This is a genomic window from Aureimonas phyllosphaerae (assembly GCF_900113065.1).
Taxonomy (GTDB): Bacteria; Pseudomonadota; Alphaproteobacteria; order Rhizobiales; family Rhizobiaceae; genus Aureimonas; species Aureimonas phyllosphaerae.
In genome coordinates, this window is record NZ_FOOA01000008.1 from 172,292 (window position 1) to 196,784 (window position 24,493).

Consider the following 24,493-nt stretch of genomic DNA (forward strand, 5'->3'; position numbering starts at 1 on the left):
ACCGCGTATCACCCGTTTCGGCTCTGGATCACGGCGGTCGGACCGATCATCGGGGCGTAACTCTCTGCGAGGGCGACGGCTTCCTGCGGATCCTCGCGGCTGGCGATGACGAGCCAGGTCGTCACCGCCCGGCGTGCAGCAGGAGGCGCCGCGCGGCGGCCCCGCTCCTGGCTCTTGGCCATTTCCTTGATGATGCCGAAGACGAAATCGGCGGATCCTTCCGCCCTTGCCACCGAAGCGGAGGACAAGAGGGCCGCGACGACCACCCAGCGCATGATCCAATCCACGGGCCCGCCCCATTCACATACTGCGCGACCGGATCATCACGGCTCTTCGCCGCCCGACGAAGCCTGCTCCAGTTTGGCGCAAGCTTAGCAAAGCCGCGTCAACCTCCAATAGAAGATTCACGCGTCCCGCGACTTTGCTGAGGATGACGCAGCGCCAACCGGTGTGCCATCCGGTGCGGCACGAGACGTCGGTCGCACCGGCCAGGCGTAGCGGACACCACGCAGGCAGTCGGACGAACAGGCCGATCGGCAAAGACCGGTATGGTCCGGCCGAGCCGCCGAAACCGATGGGCCGCGCTCCGCCGGCGTCCAGCATCGAACGCCGCGAAGCCTGCGACAGTGCCGATGACAGAAGCTCGACGGTTGCCGAACTCGATCAACGTTCTGATATGATCTTGAAAAAATGGAGCGGGCGATGGGATTCGAACCCACGACCCCAACCTTGGCAAGGTTGTGCTCTACCCCTGAGCTACGCCCGCCCGCTCCTCGCTTCCGCCGTTCGACTGTCGCCTCGGCGTCTGCGGTGAGCGGCTTATGGCCCAACCGGCGGAGGATTGCAACAGGGAAAATGACGATGATGCGACGCCTCGAGGGACGGCCTGACCGGGCGCTCCGCACGCGGCTGCGAAGGGCCTGCCCGCGCAGCCGGTCTGCCCGGCTGCTTCCGCCTTGATGGGGCGGCGCTTGCGCACGATATTGCGACCTGTCATCCCGAACGGGACCGGGCGAGCGACAGGCGATGTCCGGGGACGAGTTTTTCGAGAAGGGCCCCACCGGTGGCGCTGCAGCGCGCGGACGGGTGGCAGGTCTTCCAGTCACGCGGACGGTGTCGATGAGCAACAATCCTTATGCCTCGCAGCTCGGCGGCTATGGCGCCCAGACCACGGCCGCAGGGCTCGGCGGCACCGGACGGAGCGCGGCGCCGGCGCCGGCCAGCGAGCTCGTCAAGGACACGACCACCGCCGCCTTCTCGGCCGACGTGGTGCGCGAATCGCGCAACCAGCCGGTCCTCGTCGACTTCTGGGCTCCCTGGTGCGGGCCCTGCAAGCAGCTGACGCCGGTTCTGGAGCGCGCGGTGCAGGCCGCTGGCGGGCGCGTCAAGCTCGTGAAGATGAACATCGACGAGCACCCCTCGATCGCCGGACAGCTCGGCGTCCAGTCGATCCCCGCCGTCTTTGCCTTCGTCGACGGCCAGCCGGTGGACGGTTTCATGGGCGCGCTGCCCGAGAGCGAAGTGAAGGCCTTCATCGATCGCCTGACCGCCGGCCGGGCTGCGCCGGGCGGCGATCCGCTCGCGGAGGCGCTGGAGCAGGCGGCTGGGTTCCTCGCCGCCGGCAACGCGGCTCAGGCCTCGCAGCTCTTCGGCGCCGTCCTCCAGCACGACCCGGAGAACGCCAAGGCGGCCGCGGGGCTCGCCGAATGCTATCTCGCGGCCGGCGACACGGCGCGCGCGCAGTCGCTCGCCGACGCGATGCCGCCGTCGGTTCTCGACGATCCGGCCTTCGCGACCGTACGCGCGCGGCTGAAGCTCCAGGAGGAGATCGCGGGTCTCGGCGACGCTTCGGCGCTTGAGGCGCGCCTCGCCGCCAACCCCGACGACCATCAGGCGCGTTACGACCTCGCGCTCATCGCGCAGGCCAAGGGCGACCGGGCGGGCGCGGCCGACCAGCTTCTCGAGATCGTGAAGCGCGACCGTACGTTCGAGGACGACGGGGCGCGGCGCAAGCTCCTCGAATTCTTCGAGGCGTGGGGGCCGATGGACCCCGCGACCAAGGACGGCCGGCGCAAGCTCTCCTCGCTCTTGTTCCGCTGAACGCCGGTCGGCCGAGCGAAGCGCCGCACTTGGCGCACGCTGGCGCTGCGCCACTTGGGCGAGGACGCGAAGGAGGATCCCAGCCGTGGTTCAGGTCGGAAACGTCAACTACCGTAGCCTGTCGGATCTGCCCGAGGTCGTGCCCGTGTTTCCGCTGACGGGCGCCCTGCTGCTGCCGGGCGGGCAGATGCCGCTCAACATCTTCGAGCCGCGCTATCTCGCCATGCTCGACCATGCGATTGCCGGCGATCGCGTGATCGGCATGATCCAGCCGCGCCTCGACGGGGCCATGCGCTCAGACGGCGAGCCGGAGCTGTGCGCCGTCGGCTGTCTCGGGCGCCTCACCTCGTTTTCCGAAAGCGGCGACGGGCGCTACGTCATCAGCCTGCAGGGCATCGCGCGGTTCCGCGTCCTCGAGGAGACGGCCGGCCGCGAGCCCTACCGTCTTTGCCGCATCGCGCCGTTCTCGGCCGACCTTGACCCCGGCGAGGGCGCCGAGGACGTGGATCGCGAGGGGCTCTTGAAGGCCTTCCGCATGTATCTCGAGGCGAACCAGCTGCAGGCGGACTGGGATTCGGTCTCGAAAGCCTCGAACGAGACGCTTGTCAATGCGCTCTCAATGATGTCGCCCTATGGTGCGGCCGAGAAGCAGGCGCTGCTCGAGGCGCCCGACCTCAAGACGCGCGCCGAGACGCTCGTGGCGATCACCGAAATCTCGCTGGCGCGCGAGAATTCGGGCGACGGCGGCGGGCAGATCCTGCAATAGCCGACCGCTGGACCAGAACCGGAAAGGATGCCGCATGCCGGACGAAGCCGAGCGCAACCGGCCCGACCCGAAGCTGCTGGAGCTTCTGGTCTGCCCGCTCACCAAGGGGCAGCTGAGCTACGACGCGGAACGAGGCGAACTCGTCTCGCGCGCGGCGCGCCTCGCCTATCCCATCCGCAACGGCATCCCGATCATGCTGCCGTCGGAGGCGCGGCCGCTGGACTAAGGCGGTCCGTCGCCCCGTAAACCGGTCCGCCTTTTGGACGAAGAAGGGCGGGATCTCGCGATCCCGCCCTGTTCTCGTTCAGATCCCTGCGCCGTCGCGCACGTCGGTCGGGTCGACCGGCAGCGCCTCCGTCTCAGCCGGCACCATAAGGCGCCGGAGATACGGGCGCAGCACGAAGTCGAGGACGCCGAGGATCAGCGCCTGCCAGACGGCGAGACCGAGAAGGAGGGCGATGACCGCCATCATCACCGCCGCCGCGCCGCGGAACAGCGTCACGCCGCGCGCGCGCCGTGCGTCGCTGGCGAGCGAGGGGCCGAGCCATTCCGCCTTGGCACGGTCGAAGGCGGTGCGCGGGGGGGCAGGCTGGCCCTTCGCGGCGGTCACAGGCGCCGGCATGCCGAGAAGCGTCGTCTGCGCCTCGGTGAGCGCGGTCACGATGCCGAGCGCCACCGTCTCGTTGGTCAGCTGGTCGATCAGGATGAAGGCGCCGAGCTCGCGGCTTTCCCCATAGGTCGTCGCCACCAGCGGCTTGTCGAAGGCGAGGGTGACGCGGCCGATCTCGTTCATCAGGAGCGCGTTGGCGGCGCGCGGCTGGTAGGAATGGATGTCGACCGCCTCGCGCAACGCGCGCACGGTCGCGGGCGTCTGCGCCGAAGCGAGCTTGGCGATGACGCGCGCGCCGGCGATCAGCGGCCGGTCCACCATCCAGAGGATCTCGGCCTCGAGCCGGGTCTGCGGCGCGATCGCGTCGCCCTCGCGCACGATCACGTCGCCGCGCGAGGCGTCGATCTCGTCGGTCAGGGTCAGCGTGATCGCCTCGCCGTCCTCGGCCTCCTCGACCTCGCCATTGGGGCCGAAGATGCCGCGCACATGGCTGCGCTGGCGGCTCGGAAGCGAGAGGACGGCATCGCCCTTGCGCACGCGGCCGCCCGCGACCGTGCCGCAGAAGCCGCGGAAATCGAGGTTCGGGCGGTTCACCCACTGCACCGGCAGGCGAAACAGCGGCGAGCCGGCCTGGAGCGTCTCCGGCTCGGCGCGCTCCAGCGCCTCGAGCAGCGTCGGCCCGTCGTACCAGGGGGCTCGGCTCGAGCGCGAGGCCAGGTTGTCGCCGTTCTTGGCCGAGAGCGGGATATAGGTGACGCTGGTGAAGCCGAGGCTCGGGCGGATCGCCTCGTACCCCTTGACGATGTCGCGGAAGGTCGCCTCGTCGAAGTCGACGAGGTCCATCTTGTTGATCGCGACGATCACCGACTTGATGCCGACCATCGAGGTGATGAACGAGTGGCGCCGCGTCTGGGGCAGGATGCCCTTTCGCGCGTCGACGAGGATCACGGCGAGCTCGGCCTGGGAGGCGCCGGTCGCCATGTTGCGGGTATACTGCTCATGGCCCGGCGTGTCGGCGATGATGAAGGCGCGCTTGCCGGTCGAGAAGTAGCGGTAGGCGACGTCGATCGTGATGCCCTGTTCGCGCTCGGCCGACAGACCGTCGACGAGCAGCGCGAAGTCGAGATCCTCGCCGGTCGTGCCGAATTTCTTGGAGTCGCGCTTCAACGTGTCGAGCTGGTCGTCGAAGACCGAGTTCGTGTCGTAGAGGAGGCGGCCGATCAGGGTCGACTTGCCGTCGTCGACCGAGCCGCAGGTGATGAAGCGCAGGAGCGATTCCGCGGGCGAGGCCAGAAGCGGCATGTCGGCCTGCGGGTCGACGATCTCGTCCGAGGCGGCGTCGGCCATCGCGCCGTCGGGCGCAGGGCCTGCGAAGGTCTCGTCTTCGACGAGCGCCCGCTCGTTGGCGGAAGCCGCCAGGATCTCGTCGCCGGCGGCGGTGTCTTGGGTCTTCAGCGCACCGCTCATCAGAAGTAGCCTTCCTGCTTCTTTTCTTCCATCGAGGCGCCGCCATCCTTGTCGATCAGCCGGCCCTCACGCTCCGACGAACGCGAGCCGCGCATCTCGGAGATGATCCCCTGGAGGTCGGAGGCCTCCGAGCGAACGGCGCCCGTCAGCGGGTAGCAGCCGAGCGTGCGGAAGCGGACGGTCATCTCCTCGACGCTCTCGCCGGGCAGGAGTTTCATGCGCTCGTCGTCGCGCATGATGATCATGCCGTCGCGCACCACGACCGGGCGCTTCTTCGCAAAATACAGCGGCACGACGGGGATGTTCTCCAGCGCGATGTAGTCCCAGACGTCGGCTTCCGTCCAGTTCGACAGCGGAAACACGCGGAAGCTCTCCTCCTGCCGCTTGCGGGTGTTGAACAGGCGCCACGGCTCGGGGCGCTGGTTCTTCGGCTCCCAGCGGTGCTCGGCCGAGCGGAAGGAGAAGATCCGCTCCTTGGCGCGCGACTTCTCCTCGTCGCGCCGCGCGCCGCCGAACGCCGCGTCGAACTTGTACTTCGCCAGCGCCTGCTTGAGCCCTTCCGTCTTCATCACGTCGGTGTGGACGCGGCTGCCCGAATCGAACGGATTGACGCCCGCCTTCACGCCCTCCTCGTTGATGTGGACGATGAGGTCGAGGCCGAGATCTTTCGCGATCTTGTCGCGGAACTCGATCATCTCGCGGAACTTCCAGGTCGTGTCGACATGGAGGAGCGGGAAGGGCGGCTTGCCGGGCGCGAAGGCCTTCATGGCCAGATGCAGCATCACGGCCGAGTCCTTGCCGATCGAATAGAGCATCACCGGGTTCTCGGCGGTCGCCGCGACCTCCCGGATGATGAATATCGATTCCGCTTCCAGGCGCTGCAGATGCGTCATGTGCTTCATGGCGTAGGCTTTCCTATGGGCTGGAGCCCGACTATCCATCGGCCGGTCTGCCCGGGCGAACGCGGCTCGGGTCAGATGTCGGCCCGCTCGAAGAGAGCGGCCTTCGCCTCCTCCGTGTCGCTGACGGCGGCCGGGTCATCGACGTGGAGGCCGCATTCGCGCCGGGTCTCGTCCTCCCACCACCAGCGTCCGGCACGCTCCACCTCGCCGGGCCGGATGGCACGGGTGCAGGGGGCGCAGCCGATCGACAGGAAGCCGCGGCCGTGCAGGGCGTTGACGGGAACACCGTGGCGCGCCGTGAACGCCGCGATCTCGGCCCGCGTCCAGTCGAAGAGCGGGTTGGCCTTGACGAGCCCGCGCGCATGGTCAGCGCTTGCGAATTCCATGCTCTCGCGGTTGGCAGACTGATCGCGGCGCAGTCCCGCGATCCAGGCGCTGGCGCCTTCGAGCGCGCGGTTCAGGGGCTCGACCTTGCGCACCCCGCAGCAGGCCTTGCGCAGTTCCGGCGCGAAGTAGAACCCGTTGATGCCCTGGTCGTCGATCAGCGACTCCAGCGCGTCCGCCTGCGGGTACTTGGCCTTGATGCGGCGGCCGTACTTCTCTTCGGTCTCCTGCCAGAGCGTGTAGGTCTCCGGAAACAGGCGGCCGGTGTCGAGGGTCACGACCTCGATCTTCAACGCGTTGGTGAAGATCAGGTGCGTCAGCATCTGGTCCTCGATCCCGAGCGAGGTGGTGAAGACGATGCGGCCGGGCACGGTCTCGCGAAGGTGCTGGAGGCGCTCCAACGGGCTCATCGCCGGGAACGCGGCATTCAGCGCCTCGACCCGGGCGTCGAGCGCGGCGCTCATGCCCGCTCCCGCTGCGCGGCAAGGCGCTTCTGGAGGATGCTCATCTCCTCGCCGTAGCCGGTCTGGTAGTGGTCGCGCACGATGTCCTTGGCCGCCATCCACTGTTCGACGGGTTGGCGCGCGGCCATCGCGTCGGGCAGTTCGATCTCGTCGAAGCCGCAGTCCAACGCCTCGCGGAACTGGTCGGCGATCAGCGGGCCGGAGGCGCGCAGCGTGCCCTTGAACCCGGCGCGGCGCAGGCGCTTGGCGAGCGACAGGCCGCGCCCGTCCGAGAAGGACGGGAAGCCGATCGAGATAAGGTCCACCGTCCCGAGATAGCCTTCCAGCGCGCAGACCGGCGTCTCGCCGCCGACATGGAGGCCGAGCGGCGTGTTGCGCCGATCGGCGATCGCCTGGTCGATCGTGGTGAGCGGCACGATCACCGCGCCCTCGTGAAGCGACAGGTCGGCGCCGTCCTCGACGCGCGAGAACGTGTCGGCCTTGGCGCCGGTCTCGTCGAGAAGAAGGCTCATGCCGGCTCTCCCGCGGTCTCGCGGGCGACATAGGCGGTGAAGCCCTCCTTGAAGGGCTCGAGGCCTGCGCGCTTCACCGTGTCGATGAAGGTCTCGGACCCCTGCCGCTCGCGCTTGTAGACCTCGACCAGCGCCTCGATCGCGCCGGGCACCTGGTCGCCGTCGATGCCGGGACCGACCCGCTCGCCGAGCGCCGCGTTCTCCGAGGCATCGCCGCCGACCGTGATCTGGTAGTTCTCGCGGCCCGACTTCTCGAGGCCGAGAATGCCGATATGGCCGACATGGTGGTGACCGCAGGCGTTGATGCAGCCCGAGATCTTGATCTGGAGAGGGCCGAGATCCTTCTGGCGCTCGTCGCTCGCGAAGAGGTTCGAGATGTCCTGCGCGATCGGAATCGAACGGGCGGTCGCCAGCGCGCAGTAGTCGAGGCCGGGGCAGGCGATGATGTCGGTCACGAGGCCGGCATTGGCCGTCGCAAGGCCCGCCGCCTTCAGCGCCGCATGGACCGCCGGCACGTCGTCGAGCTTCACGTGCGGCAGCACGAGGTTCTGGATGTGCGTCACGCGGAACTCGTCGAACGAATAGCGCTCCGCGATGTCGGCGAAGGCGCGCATCTCGGCGTCCGACATGTCGCCGGGCACGCCGCCGATCGGCTTCAGCGACACGGTCAGCGCGATGTAGCCGGGCTGGCGGTGCGGGAAGCCGTTCTGCTCGACGAAGCGGTCGAGCTCGGGATCGGCCGCACGGGCGGCGTCGAGCACGTGCGATGTCGTGGGCAGCGCCTCGTAGACGGGCGGTGCGAAGTAGCGGGCGATCCGCTCGACTTCCTCCTCCGGCGCGTTGATCGTCGGGCCGTTCAGCTGAGCGTACTCGGCCTCGACGCGCGCCTTGAACTCGTCCGTCCCGATCTCGTGGACGAGAATCTTCACGCGCGCCTTGTACTTGTTGTCGCGCCGTCCTTCCGCGTTGTAGACGCGCATCACGGCTTCCAGATAGGCGAGAAGCTCGTCCTTCGGCAGGAAGTCGCGGATCACCTTGCCGATCATCGGCGTGCGGCCGAGGCCGCCGCCCACGATGATCTCGTAGCCGATCTCCCGGGTTTCCGGGTGCCGCAGCACGCGGATGCCGATGTCGTGGACCTTGATCGCCGCGCGGTCGTGCTCGGCGCCGGTGACGGCGATCTTGAACTTGCGCGGCAGCCACGAGAATTCCGGGTGGAGGCTCGACCACTGCCGGATCAGCTCGGCGGTCGGGCGCGGGTCCTCGACCTCGTCGGCGGCGACGCCCGCGAACTGGTCCGCCGTCACGTTGCGAATGCAGTTACCGGACGTCTGGATGCAGTGCATCTCGACGTCGGCCAGAAGGTCGAGGATGTCGGGCACGTCCTTCAGCTTCGGCCAGTTGTACTGGAGGTTCTGGCGCGTCGTGAAATGCGCGTAGCCCTTGTCGTACTTCTCGGCGATCAGGGCCAGCTGGCGCATCTGCTTCGAATTCAGCGTGCCGTAGGGCACGGCGACGCGCAGCATGTAGGCGTGGAGCTGGAGATAGAGCCCGTTCTTGAGGCGCAGCGGCTTGAACTCGTCGTCCGACAGCGAGCCGTCGAGCCGGCGCTCCACCTGATGGCGGAACTGGGCGACGCGCTCGCGCACGAAGCGCTCGTCGAATTCGTCGTAACGATACATGCCGCTGGTCCTTGTCCTGCCGCAGGAGCCTCCCCGGTCCCCCGCTCGATCCGGCCACCGGGGCGCGTCCGCCCCGTCTTGGCCGAAAAACCTCTAGAATTCCGCCTGCTTGCCGTATTGCGTCAGCATGGTCGGGCCCTTCTGGCGGATCGCCTCGCGGAAGTGGTTGGCGACCGGCAGCCCGTTGTCATCGCGCGTGACCTCGACGAGATAGGGATCGACGATCCGGTTCTCGGCAAAGCCCCGACGCCCTTCCGCTTCCATCCAGGCGGCCGTCTCGACATCGTCGGCGATCAGCGCCGCCTTCGGATCGAGGCTCCAGCCGTCCTCGGTCAGGAACACGACCTCGCCTTCCAGAAGATCGTTGGCGGTCATGATGACCGGAAGCTTCGGCCCCTTCGCCTTTGCGCCCGCCTTGACGTCGCCCGCCATGTTCCTGCCCCGCTGCCCGATCCACGCACGCCGTCCGCGGGCGGAGTTCGATCCGCCGCGGCGAGGCTGTCATCGTTCTAAATAGGCCAAGGTGCAAGCGGTTGCGCCGTCGCCCGTTCCAATCCGGGGGCCGCAAGGGGAAGGAATTTGCGCGCCGTCCTCCGTGCGGCGTCGGTTCAGATCGGCAGGCCCTGCAGGAGGCGCGGCGACGGGCCGCTCGTGATGCCCGACGCCTGCGCGATGAAATGCCGCTTGGCGAAGGGCGCGCGGTCGACGAGCGACAGGCCGAAGGAGCGCACCGCGCGCACCAGCGCGCTGTCGTTGGAGAACAGGCGGTTCAGGATGTCGGTGGTCACGCCCATCTGCACCGTGTCGAAGCGGCGCCAGCGCTGGTAAAGCTCCAGCGTATCGAGGGCGCCGATGTCGCGGCCGAGCCGGGCGGCATCCACCACCACCTCGGCGAGCGCAGCCGCGTCCTTGAAGCCGAGGTTCAGCCCTTGGCCGGCGATCGGATGGATGCCGTGCGCGGCGTCCCCGGCGAGCGCGATGCGGGGCTTCACGAAATCGCGCGCGAGCGTCAGGCCGAGCGGAAAGGCGCGTGGGCGCCCCTCGACGGTGAGGGCCCCGAGCTTCAGGCCGAAGCGCTGCTCCAGCTCCAGCTCGAACACCATGTCGTCGGCGCGCAGCAGGCGTTCGGCCTCCGCGGTCGATTCGGTCCAGACCAGCGAGGACCGGTTGCCCTTGAGCGGCAGGATGGCGAAGGGGCCGGCGGGCAGGAAGTGCTCCTCGGCGCGGCCCTCGTGCGGACGCTCGTGCGCCACCGTCGCGACGATGCCGCTCTGGCCGTAGTCGGTGTGGATCGTGCGGATGCCGGCCATGTCGCGGATCTTGGAGCGCACGCCGTCTGCCGCCACCAGAAGCCGCGCCTCGACCGTCTCGGCGCCCAGCTCGACCGCGATCGAGGCAGGGCGGTCCGTGATCCCGGTGACCGGAGTGCCGGCGCGGATCGCGATGCCGAGCGCCTCGGCGCGCGCGCGCAGCGCCCCGTTCAAGGCGACGTTCGGCACCATGTGAGCGAAGGGCTCGCCGGGTTCCGCCTCGCCGCCGAAGGTCAGGAAGACCGGGCGCACAGGATCGCTGGTGCGCGAGTCCGTCACGATCATTTCGCGGATCGGCTCGGCCTTGGGGGCGATCGTGTCCCAGGCCCCGAGGCGCGTCAGCATGCGGATCGCGGCAGCCGCGATCGCCGAGGCGCGCGTGTCGCGCTCCCAGACGCCGTCCGGCGCCGCGTCGACGACGAGAACGTCGAGCTCGGGCGCGGCCTGCTTGATCGCGACGGCGCTGACGAGGCCGACATAGCCGGCCCCCGCCACCACGATGTCGGCGCGGGCGGGCGAGGCGTGCGCGGCCTGGGTCTCGGACATGGAACGGGTTTCCCCTCGATCTCTCCGGACCGCCGCGCGGCCCGTTCTCGAGCCTTGATCTAGGCGCCCGGCCTCGCCGGGGCAACCAAGGAGCCCTGCCTTGCGGGCGCGACCGATATGCCGGACAAGGCGCGCGAAGATCGACGCGCGAGAGGGAGCCGAAGGCATGGACGAGACGATGGGCCGGCTGATCCGGGCGCTCGACCTCGAGAAGCTGGAGGAGAACCTCTATCGCGGCGTCAGTTCCTCGGTCGGCTGGCAGCGCACCTTCGGCGGCGAGGTGATCGCGCAGGCGCTCGTCGCCGCACAGCGCACGGTCGTGCCGGAGCGCCCCGTCCACTCGCTGCACGGCTACTTCCTGCGCCCCGGCAACCCGAAGGCGCCGGTGATCTACGAGGTGTCGCGCATTCGCGACGGCGGCTCGTTCACGACCCGGATCGTCCACGGCATCCAGCACGGCGAGGCGATCTTCACGCTGTCGGCCTCGTTCCAGCGGGTGGAGGAGGGGCTCGACCACCAGATGCCGATGCCCGACGTGCCGCGCCCGGACGAGCTTCCCTCCGCCGCCGAGCTGACGGCCGAGATCCTCGCCCGCGCGCCCGAGCCGATCCGCCGCTACTGGAGCCGGCCGCGGCCCATCGAGTTCCGTCCGGTCTCGTTCGATCATTATCTCACGCGCGAGCCGCTGCCGCCGCGCCAGCAGGTCTGGGTGCGCACGGTCGCGCCGCTGGGCGACGATCCCGCGCTGAACGCCGCGGCCTTGGCTTATCTCTCCGACATGACGCTTCTCGACACCGCGCTCTTCGCGCACGGCCTGTCGGTCTTCGACGAGCGCATCCAGGCCGCGAGCCTCGACCACGCCATGTGGTTCCACCGGCCGGTCGATGTCGGCGCCTGGCATCTCTACTCGCAGGACTCGCCGTCCTCGTCGGGCGGACGCGGCCTGACGCGCGGGTCGCTGTTCGCGCTCGACGGCACGCTCGTCGCCTCGGTCGCCCAGGAAGGGTTGATCCGTCCCCGGCGTCCATCGGCTGTGTAATCTGCTGAAAATCTCGCCACCTGCCGCCACAAGCGGCAGCCTTGCGATCACGTTGCCGTTGCCGCTGTTCAATCCGGCGGCACGGCGGCCTTTCGCGCTGCACAATCGCGGCGAAATCGCGGCCGGTGGTCATCTGGCACGCATCTTGTTTCCGTCTCTCACGTGACCCTGTGGCCGACCGGCCGCCGGGCCGCCCAATCCAGCGGAGCGCCCGGGGGCGTGCCACCGCGTGACGATCTGAGGTGCACATGAAAATCGTGATGGCGATCATCAAGCCATTCAAGCTCGACGAGGTGCGCGAGGCCCTGACCGCTGTCGGGATCCAGGGCCTCACGGTGACCGAGGTGAAGGGCTACGGTCGGCAGAAGGGCCATACCGAGATCTACCGCGGCACCGAATATGCCGTGAGCTTCCTGCCCAAGCTGAAGATCGAGATGGCGGTGCCCACCGACATGGTGGACCGCGCGGTCGAGGTGATCGCGGCCGCCGCCAAGACCGGCCAGATCGGCGACGGCAAGATCTTCGTCTACGGCATCGACCAGGCGGTCCGCATCCGCACCGGCGAAACCGACACGAACGCGCTCTGAGGGGACACGACAGACCATGCGCTTTCTGAAGACCTCCCTGGCGACCCTGGCCCTCTCCGGCCTCACGACGGTGGCCGCCCTCGCGCAGGAGACCGGCGTCGCGCCGGCGCCCGAGACCGTGCCGGCGGACGCCGCCGCCGCCGTCGTCGACGCCATGGACAAGGGCGACGTCGCCTGGATGCTGGTGTCGACGCTCCTCGTCCTGTTCATGATCCTGCCGGGCCTCGGCCTGTTCTACGGCGGCCTCGTGCGCGCCAAGAACATGCTCTCGGTACTGATGCAGTGCGTGACGATCACCGCGGTCGTCATGATCATCTACGTGATCTACGGCTACTCCTTCGCCTTCGGCGGCTCGACCAGCGCCTTCTGGGGCGGCACGGGCAAGCTGTTCCTCGCCGGCATCACCAAGGACACGATGGCCGCGACCTTCACCAAGGGCGTGGTGATCCCGGAATACGTCTTCATCGCCTTCCAGATGACGTTCGCCTGCATCACGCCGGCGCTGATCGTGGGCGCCTTCGCCGAGCGCATCAAGTTCTCGGCGGTCGTGCTGTTCACCATCCTCTGGGTGACGATCGTCTACTTCCCGGTCGCCCACATGGTCTGGGACGCGAACGGCCTGATCTTCACCGGCGCCCATGCCGGCGGCGTCGCCGCGCTCGATTTCGCGGGCGGCACGGTCGTCCACATCAACGCCGGCATCGCGGCGCTCGTCGGCTCGTTCCTCGTCGGCAAGCGCACGGGTCTCGGCCGTGACAACATGGCCCCGCACTCGATGACGCTGACCATGGTTGGCGCCTCGATCCTGTGGGTCGGCTGGTTCGGCTTCAACGCCGGCTCCAACCTCGAGGCCAACGGCGGCGCCGCGCTCGCGATGATCAACACCTTCACCGCCACCGCGGGCGCCACCGTCGCCTGGGTGCTGATCGAAGCCTTCGCCCGCGGCAAGGCCTCGATGCTGGGCGCGGTCTCCGGCATCATCGCCGGCCTCGTCGCCGTGACGCCGGCCGCCGGCGCCGTCGGCCCGATCGGCGGCATCCTGCTCGGTGCCATCGCGTCCGCCGCCTGCTACTTCTTCGTGGCGGTGGTGAAGCCGAAGTTCGGCTACGACGACTCGCTCGACGTCTTCGGCATTCATGGCATCGGCGGCATCGTCGGCGCCATCGGCACCGGCATCTTCGCCTCGACGGCGCTCGGTGGCGGCGGCTATCTCGACGGCGTCACCATGGGCTCCCAGGTCTATTCCCAGGTCGTCGCGGTGCTGATCACCGTGGTCTATAGCGGCATCGTCTCGGCGATCCTCTACAAGATCGTCGACGCGATCGTCGGCCTGCGCCCGACCGTGGAAGCCGAGCGCGAAGGCCTCGACATCACCTCGCATGGCGAGGCGGCCTACCACGCCTAAATCATGCATGCCCCGGACGAGGGGCATGGACCGGAAAGGGCAGGCGGAGCGATCCGCCTGCCCTTTTTCATGGACGCCGGAAAATCTCGTCTCAGGCCCGGACGTCGCCGATCGACCAGGGCAGCGGCTCGCCGCCCCGGAACACCACGACGTCCTCGTCCTCGACCGAGACGGCGGCGAGCGCGGTGGCGGGCTTCTTCAGGAGCGTGATCGTGCCCTCGTTGACGGGCAGTCCGTGAAACCTCGCGCCGTTGAGGCTGGCGAAAGCCTCGAAGCGATCCAGCGCACCCTCCTCGTCGAAGACCTGCACGTAGGTCTGCAGCGCCGTCGCCCCGCCGAAGACGCCGGCCGAGCAGCATTCGGCCTCCTTGGCGCCGCGACGGTGGGGCGCGGTGTCGGTGCCCAGCATGAAACAGGCCTCGCCCGACGTCGCCGCCGCGCGCAGCGCCAGCCGGTGGCGCTCGCGCTTGGCGACCGGCAGGCAGTAGAGGTGCGGCCGCAGGCCCCCCTGAAAGATCGAGGTGCGGTTGATCACGAGATGATGCGGCGTGATCGTGCAGGCGGCACGGTCGGCATGCGCGCGCACGAGATCGACCGTCTCGGCCGTCGTCGCATGCTCCACCACGACCTTCAGCCCCTCGTGGCGCTGGAGCAGCGGCAACATCTCGGCCTGCATGAAGGCGGCCTCGCGGTCGAAGATGTCGATCGCGGGATCGGTCGCCTCGCCGTGGACGAGGACCGCCATGCCGATCCGCTCCATGCGCTCCAGAACCGGCGCGAGCTTCGCGATATCGGTGACGCCGGCATGCGAGTTGGTGGTGGCGCCGGCGGGATAGAGCTTGGCGGCCAGCCACACGCCGTCCCGGTAGCCGCGCTCGATCTCGTCGGGGTCGGTGTGGTCGGTGAGGTAGCACGTCATCAGCGGCTCGAAGTCCGAGTCGCCCGGCAGGGCCGCGAGAATGCGGGCCCGGTAGCTTTGAGCCATCGCGACCGTCGTCACCGGCGGCACGAGGTTGGGCATCACGATGGCGCGGCGGAACTGGTTCGCCGTGAAGGGCAGCACCGCTTCGAGCATCGCCCCGTCGCGCAGGTGGACGTGCCAGTCGTCCGGCCGGCGGATGGTGACCGAGGGGACGGCGTCGGCCGGGGCGCGGGACGCGAAGAGGGTGTCGGTGGACATCGGCGGGCCTCCGGGCGCAGCGAAAGACGGCCCGAAACGAGAGCGGGCGGCGCGGCTCCCTGGATAGCCGCGCCGCCCGCCGATGGCCAGAAGCTGCGCCGGCCTATTCGGCCGCCGGCTGCATCTGCGGCGGGGGCAGGCGCTCGTCGTCGCCGCGCGCCTCCCGGCCGCCGAACTCCGTCACCCGCTTCCAGGTCGGCCCGTGGCCGAGGTCCTGCGGCTGGACCGGGGCGAGCGGCGGGCCGTGGATCGGGGCACCGGCATGGGCGGTCTCGGCCTCCTCCTCGCCGCGGTTCGGCCGCAGCACCCAGCGGAAGACGCGGCCCGTCACGTGGCTGAGGTCGTCCATCAGCGTATAGAGCGAGGGAATGAAGACCAGCGACAGCACGGTCGAGACGAGGAGGCCGCCGATCACCGCGATCGCCATCGGCGCGCGGAACTCGCCGCCCTCGCCAGTCGCCATGGCCGCCGGCACCATGCCCGCCGCCATGGCGAGCGTCGTCATGATGATCGGGCGGGCGCGCTTGCGGCCGGCGTCGATGATCGCGTCGCGCTGGCTCATGCCGTGCTTTTCCTGCTCCACCGCGAAGTCGACCAGCATGATCGAATTCTTGGTCACGATGCCCATCAGCATCAGGATGCCGATCACCACCGGCATCGAGACCGCGTTGTGGGTGAGGAGGAGGGCCCCCACGACGCCGCCGACCGAAAGCGGCAGCGAGGCGAGGATGGTCAGCGGCAGGAAGACCGAGCCGAACAGGAGGATCAGCACCACGAGCACCATCATGATGCCGGCGCCCATGGCCGAGGCGAAGCCGGCGAAGACCTCGCCCTGGATCTCGGCGTCGCCGACCTGCTGGAGGCGCACGCCCGGCGGCATGGTGCGCACGGCGTCGGACGCCATGATGTGCTCGGAGCCCTCGCCGATCTCGTGGCCGGGCGCCATCGAGGTGCCGACCTTGACGAGGCGCTCGCGGTCGTAGCGCTCGATGGTCGAGGGCCCCTGGCCGAAGCCGATGTCGGCGACGGCGTCGAGCGGCACGGATCCGCCGGTCCCCGTGTTGACGCGCAGCGAGCTGACCGTCGAGAGGTCCTTGCGCGCGTCCTCCGACAGCTGGACGCGGATCGGGATCTGGCGCGTGCCGGCGTTGAACTTGGCGAGATTGGCGCCGAGGTCGCCGATGGTCGCGACGCGCACGGTCTGCGAGATCGCATCCGGCGCGATGCCGAGGTCGGAGGCCTCGTCGAGGCGCGGGCGGATGCGGATTTCCGGCCGGTCGAACGACGCCATGGCGCTCGGATTGGCGAAGATCGGGTCGCGCCGCATCTCCGCCTCGAGCTTCGAGGCGGCTTCCGACACGGCCTTGCCGTTCTGACCGAGGATGCCGACCGAGAGTTCGCGCTCGCCGCGGTCGTTCACGAAGAACGAGCGAAGGTCCGGGATCGCCTGGAGTTTGGCGGTGATCACCGGCTCGAGCTCGACCTGGCTGCGCGTGCGCTCGAACTTGCGCGTCAGCGCCACCGTCATCGCGGCGCGGCGCACCTCCAGCGTGCCGGTCGGCGAGGAGCCGCCGATCACCAGGACCGAGCGCACCTCGGGCAGCTCGCGAACGCTCGCCGCCGCCTGGTCGGTGATGCGGCGAGTCGTCTCCAGCGTCGCGCCGGGAGGCAGCTCCAAGGAGACCACGATGCGCGAGGCGTCCTCCTTCGGGATGAAACCGGTCGGCAGGTACTGGATCGAGTGGATCGACAGGGCGAAGAGGCCGATGCCGACGGCGAGCGTCACCCAGCGCCAGCGCACGGTCACGCCGAGGAAGCCGGTATAGGCGCGCATCAGCGGCCCGTCGTGCTGCTCGGCGGCGTGCGGCCGGTTGAGGTAGGCAAGAAGCGTCGACAGGACGAGCGCGCCGGCGAGGATCTCCACCGCGACGCGGCCCCCCGCGTCCCATGAGACGGGCGGTATCGAGGCGACATACGGCTGGACGGCGCGGGCCATCCCGTTGCCGGCGTCGACGGCCTCGGGCAGGGCGGCAAGCCCGAACACCGCGCCGATGGCGAGGCCCGCGAGCGGCAGGAGGCGCAGGAGGTAGCGCTTCAGAAGGCGGCCGAAGCCCGGCCCCTCATGGCGCGGGGCCCGGAAGAAGTAGGCCGCCAGCATCGGCGTGATGAGGCGCGCGACGAGGAGCGAGAAGAACACCGCGACCGCGACCGTCAGGCCGAACTGCTTGAAGTACTGGCCCGCGACGCCCCCCATGAAGGAGACCGGCGCGAAGACTGCGATGATCGTCATGGTGATGGCGATCACGGCAAGGCCGATCTCATCGGCGGCCTCCATCGCGGCGCGATAGGGCTTCTTGCCCATCTGCATGTGCCGCTCGATGTTCTCGATCTCGACGATCGCGTCGTCGACGAGGATGCCCGTCACCAGCGTGATGGCGAGGAGGCTGACGAGGTTCAGCGAGAAGCCGAGCATGCTCATCGCCCAGAAGGTGGGGATGGCGGCGAGCGGCAGGGTGAGGGCGGCGACGATCGTCGCGCGCCAGTCGCGCAGGAACAGGAGCACCACGATGACGGCGAGCGCGGCGCCCTCGCCGAGCGTCTCCATCGCCGATTCGAAGTTGCCGTAGGTGTAGGTCACGCTGTCGTCGATGCGCGAGAAGCGCACGTCGGGATGCTGGGCGCCGAGCTCATCGACGCGCGCCTCGACGGCCGACGCCACGGTCGTGTCGCTCGCGCCCTTGGCGCGGTAGATCGAGAAGGCGACCACCGGCTCGCCGTTCAGCCGCGCGAAGGAGCGCGGCTCCTCCCAGCGGTCGAGGACGGCGCCGAGTTCGTCGAGGCGCACCTCGCGCCCGCCCGGCAGCGCGATGCGGGTCGAGGCGAGGCCCGACACGGTCGCGGCCGAGGAGAGCGTGCGGATCGCCTGCTCCTGGCCGCCGAACTCGCCGCGCCCGCCCGACAGGTCCACATTGGTGGAGCGCAGCTGCGCGTTGACGCCGGCGGCCGTGATGCCGAGCGCGGCAAGCCGGTCGGGATCGAGGCGCACCTGCACCTCGCGCTCGACGCCGCCCATGCGGTCGACGCGACCGACGCCTTTCAGGCCCTGCAGGGCGCGGATCACCGTATCGTCGACGAACCACGAGAGCTGCTCGGGCGTCTTGCCGGGCGAGGAGGCCGCATAGGTGACGATCGACTGGTTCTCGACCTCCACCCGCTGGATGATCGGCTCCTCGATCGTGCGCGGCAGGTCGCCACGGATCTTGGCGATCGCGTCCTTCACGTCGTTGACGGCGCGGTCGGTGTTGATCTCCAGCCGGAACTCGGCCGCCGTCACCGACTGGCCGTCGGTGATGGTGGAGGTGATGTGCTTGATGCCGGAAACGCCGGCTACCGCGTCCTCGACGCGCTTGGTGATCTGCGTCTCCATCTCGGACGGGGCCGAGCCCTGCTCCAGGATGGTGACGGAGACGACCGGCACGTCGATGTTGGGAAAGCGCGTGATCGGCAGCGTCAGGAAGGAGATGATCCCGAGCGCGACGAGCACCACGAAGAGGAGGATGGGCGGAACCGGGTTGCGGATCGCCCAGGCCGAGATGTTCCAGTTCATCGCGCGGCCTCCGCGGTCTGCGTCTCGCTGTCCGTCGCGATCGGTGTCACGGCGTCGCCGTCGCGCACGAAGGTGCCGGCGAGCGACACGACGTCCTCGTCGGGCTGGAGGTTGTCGGTGATCTCGACCTCGTCGCCGGCGACAAGCCCGGTCTTCACCTGTCGCGTCTCGATCCGCCCGTCCTTGACCACCTGGACGCGGGCGACGCCCTCGTCGGTGAGGACGGCTGTGCGCGCGATCACGACGCCTTCCGAGCGTGCCGTCTCCACGCTGCCGCGGGCAAAGGAGCCCGAGCGCAGCGCGGGCGAGGGCGGCAGCGCGATGAAGACACGGCCGAGGCGCGTCGCCTGGTCGACCTTCGGCGAGACGAGCCGGACCTCGCCGGCCACGCTCTCGTCCCGGCCGGGCAGGCGCACGCTCGCCGGCTGGCCCTTCTCGATCGCGCCGAGCTGCGTCTCGCTGACCTCGGCGTCGAGCTCGATCAGGCCGTCGCGGGCGATCTCGAAGAGGGGGCCCGCGGCCGCCGAGACGACCGCGCCGAGGCGGGCCGAGCGGGCGAGCACGAGGCCGTCGGTCGGGGCCTTCACCTCGGCCTTGGAGCGGCGCAGCTCGAGCGAGCGCCGGTCGGCCTCGGCGGATGCGCGGTCGGCCTCGGCCAGCGCGATGCCCTGGCGCGCGGAGGCGAGGCGGGCGGTGGCGGCGGCGGCGGCCGAGACGCGCTGGTCGAGAATGTCCTGGCCGACGATGCCCTTGGCCGACAGGGCGCGGGTACGCTGGAGGGCGCTCGCCGCTTCCGTGTTGGCGGACTCGGCCTCCTCGACCTGGGCGCGGGCCTGCGTGATCGCGGCGTCGGCGCGGGCGATCTGGGCGGTGGCGCGGGCGAGATCGGCATCCACGAGATCGGTCGCCAGGCGCGCGATGACCTGCCCGGCCTTCACCGTGTCGCCCTCGTCGGCGAGGAGCTCCTCGATGCGCAGGCCCTCGACGTCGGCGCCGACGCTGACGGTCTCGCGTGGCACGAAGGTGCCGGTGACGGGCACGCTCGCGACGATCTCGCGGCGCTCGGCCTTCACGACGCTGATCGAGGGCGGGGCGACCGCGGGCGTCTGGGCGGCAGTCGGCTGCTCGGCCGAAGCCAGCGGCGCGGTGCCGAGAATGAGCGACAGGGCGAGAAGGGCGGTGCGGGCGGTCATGGGCGGCCTCCGGTGAGACGCGTCGAAACGGAAGGAATGGGCAAGGGACGGACGCACGGGATCAGGCCTCGTCCATGCGAAGAAGCGCGCGCACGACGCGCAGGAGATGCGGCTCGATCGCCTCCAGCGCGACGTCGCGCTCGAACTGCAGGCGCATCATCAGCCCGTCGCCGAAGGCGAAGATCATGGTCAGGGCGACGTCGAGGTCGAGATCGGCCGGCACTTCGCCATGCGCGCGCGCCTCGGCGATCGCGGTGCGCATGGTGGCGCGGACCATCTCCTCGAGCTCGCAGAAGCGGGCGCCGACCGTGGTGTTGCGCAGCGATTCGGAACAGATCTCCACCATCAGCCCGCCGCTCTCCGGATCGCGCGCGGAGGCGAGATATTCCATTGCGGTGGCGACCAGCCGGTCGGCGATCGAGCCGGGACCGCGCAGGTGTTCCATGCAGGCGACGGCGCCCGCGCGTTCCTCCTCGGCGATCGCCTCGATGATCGCGTCCTTCGAGGGAAAGTAACGGTAGAGCGCGCCGGGGCTCATCTGCGCCTCGGCGCAGATCTGACCCATGGAGGCCCCGTGAAAGCCGGCGCGCGCGAAGCAGATGCGCGCGGCCGCCAGGATCTGACGGCGTCGCTCGTCGCTCGGCTGGAGCACTTGGGCGGCAGTGGGGGGAGGGGGCACCAGGGTCCTGACGGCAAGAGAGCGAACGATCGTTCTCATACCGGGGCGGGGTCACAAAGTCGAGAGAAGTTTGGGGGACTGTCGAGCGAATTCCGCTTCTAGCCAGCCCTGCGACGACCCGCCGCCGCCGTCGCGGCTAGGAGGCCGGCGCGTCGTTGGCGGGGCGCGGGGCGCGCAAGGCCGGCGGGGTCCAGTCGGCCCGGAACGCCGCCAGCACCCGTTGCGCCCCTGGCCTGCGGCCCATGACGGCGTCGAGCACCGGACGGTTCAGCACCGACATCGCGCGCAGGATACGCGCATCCGACGACGCCTGCCCGCTCTCCCCGGCGGCGGGGACTGCCCGCGACGGCTCGGCGGGGCCGCCTGAGCGGTCTCCGGTCCGGGACGTGTCGGGGAAGCGTAGGATGTTCATCGCGCCGTCGATTGCATGGCCGCCCGCTCCTGGAATTGGCACGGGTTCTCGTCCCAGCCTTACCGCCGGATGCTGAAAAGAGTGTTGGGAAAGGTGCTTAACGCTTTGCTTTTCGCAAGGCGTCGAACGACTTGGGTGTCAGCTGCGCCTTGACAGCGGCGATCGTCTTTGTTTCAAGCACCGGAATTCAGCGTTCGATCATCCGTCCGCGACCCGCCGACCGTGTCCCTTCCTCGGAAGCCGCACGGAGGTCACCATCCGCCAGCGAGTGTCGCCCGCGGATGCGTTGCCGTTTGGCGCTTCGCTCTGGCTTGGATCGGGCGCCACGAGTTCCCATTCTTCCGGCATTGCCGGAAGACAAGGAAGACAGCGGATGTTCGAATCCCTCCAGGACCGCCTCGGGTCCATCCTGAACGGCCTCACCGGCCGCGGTGCCCTGTCCGACGGCGACGTCGCGGCGGCGCTGCGCGAGGTGCGCCGTGCGCTTCTGGAGGCGGACGTCTCGCTGGAGGTGGTGCGCTCCTTCACCGACCGCGTGCGCGAGAAGGCCGTCGGCGCCCAGATCGTGAAGTCGATCAAGCCCGGCCAGATGGTCGTCAAGATCGTCCACGACGAGCTGGTCGCCACGCTCGGTTCCGACCAGGTCGCGATCGACCTTAATGCACCCGCGCCCGTCACCATCATGATGGTCGGCCTCCAAGGCTCGGGCAAGACGACCACCACCGGCAAGATCGCCAAGCGCCTGACGGAGCGCCAGAAGAAGCGCGTCCTGATGGCCTCGCTCGACACGCGCCGCCCGGCCGCGCAGGAGCAGCTGCGCGTTCTCGGCGAGCAGACCGGCGTCGCGACGCTGCCGATCATCGCCGGCCAGGGCCCGGTCGAGATCGCGAGCCGCGCGAGTCAAGCCGCCAAGCTCGGCGGCTACGACGTCCTGATCCTCGACACCGCCGGCCGCACGCATATTGACGAGCCGCTGATGCAGGAGATGGCGGAGATCAAGTCCGCCACCCGCCCGCACGAGATCCTGCTCGTCGCCGATAGCTTGACCGGCCAGGACGCGGTGAACCTCGCCCGTTCCTTCGACAAGCGCGTGGGCATTTCCGGTCTCGTCCTCACCCGCGTCGACGGCGACGGGCGCGGCGGCGCGGCGCTCTCGATGCGCGCCGTGACCGGCAAGCCGATCAAGCTGATCGGCACCGGCGAGAAGATGGACGCGCTGGAGGAATTCCATCCCGGGCGCATCGCCGACCGCATCCTCGGCATGGGCGACATCGTCAGCCTGGTCGAGAAGGCGGCCGAGAACATCGACGCGGAACAGGCCGCGGCGATGGCCAAGAAGATGCAGTCGGGCAAGTTCGACCTCGACGATCTCGCAGCCCAGATCGGCCAGATGCAGAAGCTCGGCGGCATGGGCGGCGTGATGGGCATGATGCCCGGCATGGCCAAGATGAAGGACCAGATCGCCGCCGCCGGCATGGACGACAAGCTCCTGAAGCGGCAACTCGCGATCATCTCGTCGATGACGAAGTGGGAGCGCGCCAACCCCGACCAGCTGAAGCACTCGCGCAAGAAGCGCATTGCCGCTGGCTCTGGGACGGATGCCGCCGACATCAACAAACTTCTCAAGATGCACCGCCAGATGGCGGACATGATGAAGGCGATGGGCGGCAAGGGCGGCAAGGGCGCCGGCATCATGGGCAAGCTCATGGGCGGCCTCGGCGCCAAGATGGGCCTGCCCGGCGGGATGGGCGGCGGCATGCCGGACCTGTCGAAGATGGACCCCAAGCAGCTCGAGGAGATGGCGAAGGCCATGCAGAAGGGCGGGCTCGGCAGCCTGCCCGGCGGCCTTCCCCCCGGCCTTGGGCAAGGCGGCCTTCCCGGTCTTTCCGGCGGCGGCTTTCCCGGACTTCCCGGCCTCGGCCGGAAGAAATAAGAGCCGCATCCCGGCTCGGACCACCTGACGAACGAAACCCGACGGCGCATCCCAAGAAGGCGCCGCGAGACAGAAGAAGCAGAAGGAAGACCCTCATGCCCCTGAAGATGCGCCTTGCCCGTGCCGGCTCCAAGAAGCGCCCGTACTACCACGTCGTCGTCGCCGACGCCCGTTCGCCCCGCGACGGCCGCTTCGTCGAGACCGTCGGCTCGTGGAACCCGATGCTCCCGAAGGACGCCGAGCGCGTCACCCTCAAGGAGGACCGGATCAAGCACTGGCTGAGCGAAGGCGCCCAGCCGACCGACCGCGTGCTGCGCTTCCTCGACAAGGCCGGCATCGTGAACCGTCCGACCCGCGCCAACCCGACCAAGGCGCTGCCGGGCAAGAAGGCGCAGGAGCGCGAGGCCGAGCGCAAGCAGCGCGAGGAAGACGCCCGCGAGGCCGCCGAGAAGGCTGCTGCCGAGAAGGCCGAGGCGGATGCCGGCGGCGCCGAGGCGTCGGCCGAGTAAGGCATTCCTTAACGTTTCACGTGAAACACCGGACGCGGCGTCCCGATTCGATCGGGACGCCGCTTTCGTTTCCGCCGCCGCCCGCAGCGATCCTAAACTTGACGAGGCGGGCGGAACGGGCGACTGACGCCCGGAACGAACCCCTGCCGCCTTTCGACCTTTTGACGGGAATTCCGCGCGTGATCGACGCCAATCGCGACACCATCCTTCTGGCCGTGATCGGCGGCGCCCACGGCATCAAGGGCGAGGTGCGCGTCCGCTCCTTCACGGAGGACCCCGAGGATCTTGGCGCATACGGGCCGCTCACCGACGTCAAGGGGCGGCGCTACACGGTCGTCTCGGCTCGCGCCCAGAAGAACGTCGTCGTGGTCCGCTTCAAGGAGGTCACCGATCGGAACGCTGCCGAACTCCTCAACGGGACCGAACTCTTCGTCGACCGCGCGGCATTGCCCGAGGAGGGCGAGGACGAATTCTACCAGGCCGATCTCGTCGGCCTCGTCGCCCGCCTCGTCGATGGGACGGTGATCGGCGAAGTCGTCGCCTTCCATGATTTCGGCGCCGGCGATATCCTCGAGATCGCGCCTGAAGCGGGCAAGAGCGTGATGATCCCCTTCACCGAGGCGGCCGTGCCCGAAGTCGATCTCGACCTCGGCTTCATCCAGGTCGAGCCCATCGCCGCCGGCCTCGTTCCGCCGGACGAGGACGCGCCGCGCGAAGCATGACGGCTCGACCGACTCTCGCCTCGTTTGAAGGATAGAGCTATCAAGAACCCCTGATCCCCTTCGACCTGCGGAGCGGCAAGACGCATGACGCACGGCCTTCACGATCCGACCCGGCCGTCCGGCGACGGACCCGCCGTGGGCATGGTCGGGGAGGAGGGTAACGACGCCGCGGCTTCGCCGGAGACCGCAGGGGACGAAAACGGGGCGGTCTCGGCCGATCCCGAGGCCTCGTCCGATCCGGCCAGAGCGAACGGAACCGGCGTAACCGCTCCGCTCTACGGGCCGCCCGCGGCTCCCGAAGTCGCGGCCGCCGCCGGGTTGATCTCGGCCATCCCTCTCATCGCACCGGCGTCTCCGATGGGCGCCAAAATTCTGGACAAGCCGGCGGGCGCTGGGGCACCCCTCGAAGCCGAAGCCGAAGCCGAAGCCGAAGCCGAAGCCGAAGCCGAAGCCGAAGCCGAAGCCGAAGCCGAAGCCGAAGCCG

General features: G+C 69.3%; 23 protein-coding genes and 1 tRNA gene. 10 read left to right on the top strand and 14 right to left on the bottom strand.

Annotated elements, in window-relative coordinates; genetic code table 11:
- Positions 1 to 8 precede the first annotated feature (8 nt).
- Both BM175_RS12085 and BM175_RS12090 read right to left on the bottom strand, forming a co-directional pair.
- The gene (locus BM175_RS12085) at positions 9 to 275 is read right to left on the bottom strand and encodes a hypothetical protein (protein ID WP_090963366.1); all 267 of its coding nucleotides are present in this window, start codon (positions 273 to 275) and stop codon (positions 9 to 11) included.
- Between the two features lie 416 nt (positions 276 to 691).
- A tRNA-Gly gene (locus BM175_RS12090) sits at positions 692 to 766 on the bottom strand.
- Positions 767 to 1,113: 347 nt separating this feature from the next.
- Between BM175_RS12090 and trxA the strand changes: the two genes are divergently transcribed.
- The 3 genes from trxA (at position 1,114) to BM175_RS12105 (ending at position 3,092) form a co-directional block, all read left to right on the top strand.
- A complete protein-coding gene (trxA, locus tag BM175_RS12095) occupies positions 1,114 to 2,100 on the top strand; it encodes a thioredoxin (protein ID WP_175526845.1) in 987 nt (328 codons plus the stop codon).
- A gap of 85 nt (positions 2,101 to 2,185) precedes the next feature.
- Entirely contained in the window at positions 2,186 to 2,866 is a 681-nt protein-coding gene (locus BM175_RS12100; RefSeq protein WP_090963368.1) for an LON peptidase substrate-binding domain-containing protein, read from the top strand.
- Positions 2,867 to 2,900: 34 nt separating this feature from the next.
- Positions 2,901 to 3,092, top strand: a complete 192-nt coding sequence (locus BM175_RS12105; RefSeq protein WP_090963369.1) for a Trm112 family protein — start codon at positions 2,901 to 2,903, stop codon at positions 3,090 to 3,092.
- Positions 3,093 to 3,170: 78 nt separating this feature from the next.
- Here BM175_RS12105 and cysN read toward each other — a convergent pair whose 3' ends face one another.
- The 7 genes from cysN to BM175_RS12140 form a co-directional block, all read right to left on the bottom strand.
- Positions 3,171 to 4,943 (bottom strand): sulfate adenylyltransferase subunit CysN, encoded by a 1,773-nt coding sequence (cysN, locus tag BM175_RS12110; RefSeq protein ID WP_090963371.1) that lies wholly within the window; start codon positions 4,941 to 4,943, stop codon positions 3,171 to 3,173.
- On the bottom strand, positions 4,943 to 5,884 hold the full coding sequence (gene cysD / locus BM175_RS12115; protein WP_090963373.1) for a sulfate adenylyltransferase subunit CysD: 942 nt from the start codon (positions 5,882 to 5,884) through the stop codon (positions 4,943 to 4,945). Before cysD ends, cysN begins: the two co-directional genes overlap by 1 nt.
- Before the next feature lie 32 nt (positions 5,885 to 5,916).
- Entirely contained in the window at positions 5,917 to 6,693 is a 777-nt protein-coding gene (locus tag BM175_RS12120; protein WP_090963375.1) for a phosphoadenylyl-sulfate reductase, read from the bottom strand.
- Positions 6,690 to 7,205: a DUF934 domain-containing protein gene (locus tag BM175_RS12125; protein WP_090963377.1), complete on the bottom strand. Its 516-nt coding sequence runs from the start codon at positions 7,203 to 7,205 to the stop codon at positions 6,690 to 6,692. The genes BM175_RS12120 and BM175_RS12125 overlap by 4 nt, the downstream gene beginning before the upstream one ends.
- Positions 7,202 to 8,887, bottom strand: a complete 1,686-nt coding sequence (locus BM175_RS12130) for a nitrite/sulfite reductase (protein WP_090963379.1) — start codon at positions 8,885 to 8,887, stop codon at positions 7,202 to 7,204. Before BM175_RS12130 ends, BM175_RS12125 begins: the two co-directional genes overlap by 4 nt.
- 93 nt (positions 8,888 to 8,980) lie before the next feature.
- The gene (locus BM175_RS12135; RefSeq protein ID WP_090963381.1) at positions 8,981 to 9,319 is read right to left on the bottom strand and encodes a DUF2849 domain-containing protein; all 339 of its coding nucleotides are present in this window, start codon (positions 9,317 to 9,319) and stop codon (positions 8,981 to 8,983) included.
- 176 nt (positions 9,320 to 9,495) lie between these two features.
- Entirely contained in the window at positions 9,496 to 10,743 is a 1,248-nt protein-coding gene (locus tag BM175_RS12140; protein ID WP_090963383.1) for a ubiquinone biosynthesis hydroxylase, read from the bottom strand.
- A 166-nt stretch (positions 10,744 to 10,909) separates the two neighbouring features.
- On the opposite strand from BM175_RS12140, the gene BM175_RS12145 reads away from it, so the two are divergent.
- From BM175_RS12145 to BM175_RS12155, 3 genes are all read left to right on the top strand, one after another.
- A complete protein-coding gene (locus BM175_RS12145; protein WP_090963385.1) occupies positions 10,910 to 11,782 on the top strand; it encodes an acyl-CoA thioesterase in 873 nt (290 codons plus the stop codon).
- 248 nt (positions 11,783 to 12,030) lie between these two features.
- Entirely contained in the window at positions 12,031 to 12,369 is a 339-nt protein-coding gene (locus BM175_RS12150) for a P-II family nitrogen regulator (protein WP_055891859.1), read from the top strand.
- A 16-nt stretch (positions 12,370 to 12,385) separates the two neighbouring features.
- Positions 12,386 to 13,774 carry an ammonium transporter gene (locus BM175_RS12155; RefSeq protein WP_090963387.1) on the top strand — a complete coding sequence of 463 codons (1,389 nt, stop codon included), beginning with the start codon at positions 12,386 to 12,388 and terminating at the stop codon, positions 13,772 to 13,774.
- A 91-nt stretch (positions 13,775 to 13,865) separates the two neighbouring features.
- On the opposite strand, the gene pyrC is transcribed toward BM175_RS12155, so the two are convergent.
- The 5 genes from pyrC to BM175_RS12180 form a co-directional block, all read right to left on the bottom strand.
- Positions 13,866 to 14,954, bottom strand: coding sequence for a dihydroorotase (pyrC, locus tag BM175_RS12160; protein ID WP_090963389.1), 1,089 nt, complete (start codon positions 14,952 to 14,954; stop codon positions 13,866 to 13,868).
- A gap of 103 nt (positions 14,955 to 15,057) precedes the next feature.
- Positions 15,058 to 18,561, bottom strand: a complete 3,504-nt coding sequence (locus BM175_RS12165; RefSeq protein ID WP_090963390.1) for an efflux RND transporter permease subunit — start codon at positions 18,559 to 18,561, stop codon at positions 15,058 to 15,060.
- The gene (locus BM175_RS12170) at positions 18,558 to 19,754 is read right to left on the bottom strand and encodes an efflux RND transporter periplasmic adaptor subunit (protein ID WP_090963392.1); all 1,197 of its coding nucleotides are present in this window, start codon (positions 19,752 to 19,754) and stop codon (positions 18,558 to 18,560) included. The genes BM175_RS12165 and BM175_RS12170 overlap by 4 nt, the downstream gene beginning before the upstream one ends.
- A gap of 61 nt (positions 19,755 to 19,815) precedes the next feature.
- Complete coding sequence (locus tag BM175_RS12175; RefSeq protein ID WP_244545977.1) at positions 19,816 to 20,433, bottom strand: TetR/AcrR family transcriptional regulator; 618 nt, start codon at positions 20,431 to 20,433, stop codon at positions 19,816 to 19,818.
- A gap of 136 nt (positions 20,434 to 20,569) precedes the next feature.
- A complete protein-coding gene (locus BM175_RS12180; RefSeq protein ID WP_090963397.1) occupies positions 20,570 to 20,845 on the bottom strand; it encodes a hypothetical protein in 276 nt (91 codons plus the stop codon).
- Positions 20,846 to 21,218: 373 nt separating this feature from the next.
- On the opposite strand from BM175_RS12180, the gene ffh reads away from it, so the two are divergent.
- The 4 genes from ffh to BM175_RS12200 all read left to right on the top strand — a co-directional run.
- Positions 21,219 to 22,778 carry a signal recognition particle protein gene (gene ffh, locus BM175_RS12185; RefSeq protein ID WP_090963399.1) on the top strand — a complete coding sequence of 520 codons (1,560 nt, stop codon included), beginning with the start codon at positions 21,219 to 21,221 and terminating at the stop codon, positions 22,776 to 22,778.
- 95 nt (positions 22,779 to 22,873) lie between these two features.
- Complete coding sequence (gene rpsP / locus BM175_RS12190; protein WP_055891882.1) at positions 22,874 to 23,287, top strand: 30S ribosomal protein S16; 414 nt, start codon at positions 22,874 to 22,876, stop codon at positions 23,285 to 23,287.
- Positions 23,288 to 23,469: 182 nt separating this feature from the next.
- Positions 23,470 to 24,009, top strand: coding sequence for a ribosome maturation factor RimM (gene rimM, locus BM175_RS12195; protein ID WP_090963424.1), 540 nt, complete (start codon positions 23,470 to 23,472; stop codon positions 24,007 to 24,009).
- 84 nt (positions 24,010 to 24,093) lie between these two features.
- A partial coding sequence (locus BM175_RS12200; RefSeq protein ID WP_425285273.1) for a hypothetical protein occupies positions 24,094 to 24,493 on the top strand: 400 nt, incomplete at its 3' end.

Excerpts from the sequence above, each read along its gene's own strand:
- BM175_RS12085 (WP_090963366.1), bottom strand. The coding sequence starts at position 275 with ATGCGCTGGGTGGTCGTCGCGGCCCTCTTGTCCTCCGCTTCGGTGGCA.
- BM175_RS12105 (WP_090963369.1), top strand. The coding sequence starts at position 2,901 with ATGCCGGACGAAGCCGAGCGCAACCGGCCCGACCCGAAGCTGCTGGAG.
- cysN (WP_090963371.1), bottom strand. The coding sequence starts at position 4,943 with ATGAGCGGTGCGCTGAAGACCCAAGACACCGCCGCCGGCGACGAGATC.
- cysD (WP_090963373.1), bottom strand. The coding sequence starts at position 5,884 with ATGGATAGTCGGGCTCCAGCCCATAGGAAAGCCTACGCCATGAAGCAC.
- BM175_RS12120 (WP_090963375.1), bottom strand. The coding sequence starts at position 6,693 with ATGAGCGCCGCGCTCGACGCCCGGGTCGAGGCGCTGAATGCCGCGTTC.
- BM175_RS12125 (WP_090963377.1), bottom strand. The coding sequence starts at position 7,205 with ATGAGCCTTCTTCTCGACGAGACCGGCGCCAAGGCCGACACGTTCTCG.
- BM175_RS12130 (WP_090963379.1), bottom strand. The coding sequence starts at position 8,887 with ATGTATCGTTACGACGAATTCGACGAGCGCTTCGTGCGCGAGCGCGTC.
- BM175_RS12135 (WP_090963381.1), bottom strand. The coding sequence starts at position 9,319 with ATGGCGGGCGACGTCAAGGCGGGCGCAAAGGCGAAGGGGCCGAAGCTT.
- BM175_RS12140 (WP_090963383.1), bottom strand. The coding sequence starts at position 10,743 with ATGTCCGAGACCCAGGCCGCGCACGCCTCGCCCGCCCGCGCCGACATC.
- BM175_RS12145 (WP_090963385.1), top strand. The coding sequence starts at position 10,910 with ATGGACGAGACGATGGGCCGGCTGATCCGGGCGCTCGACCTCGAGAAG.
- BM175_RS12150 (WP_055891859.1), top strand. The coding sequence starts at position 12,031 with ATGAAAATCGTGATGGCGATCATCAAGCCATTCAAGCTCGACGAGGTG.
- BM175_RS12155 (WP_090963387.1), top strand. The coding sequence starts at position 12,386 with ATGCGCTTTCTGAAGACCTCCCTGGCGACCCTGGCCCTCTCCGGCCTC.
- pyrC (WP_090963389.1), bottom strand. The coding sequence starts at position 14,954 with ATGTCCACCGACACCCTCTTCGCGTCCCGCGCCCCGGCCGACGCCGTC.
- BM175_RS12165 (WP_090963390.1), bottom strand. The coding sequence starts at position 18,561 with ATGAACTGGAACATCTCGGCCTGGGCGATCCGCAACCCGGTTCCGCCC.
- BM175_RS12170 (WP_090963392.1), bottom strand. The coding sequence starts at position 19,754 with ATGACCGCCCGCACCGCCCTTCTCGCCCTGTCGCTCATTCTCGGCACC.
- BM175_RS12180 (WP_090963397.1), bottom strand. The coding sequence starts at position 20,845 with ATGAACATCCTACGCTTCCCCGACACGTCCCGGACCGGAGACCGCTCA.
- ffh (WP_090963399.1), top strand. The coding sequence starts at position 21,219 with ATGTTCGAATCCCTCCAGGACCGCCTCGGGTCCATCCTGAACGGCCTC.
- rpsP (WP_055891882.1), top strand. The coding sequence starts at position 22,874 with ATGCCCCTGAAGATGCGCCTTGCCCGTGCCGGCTCCAAGAAGCGCCCG.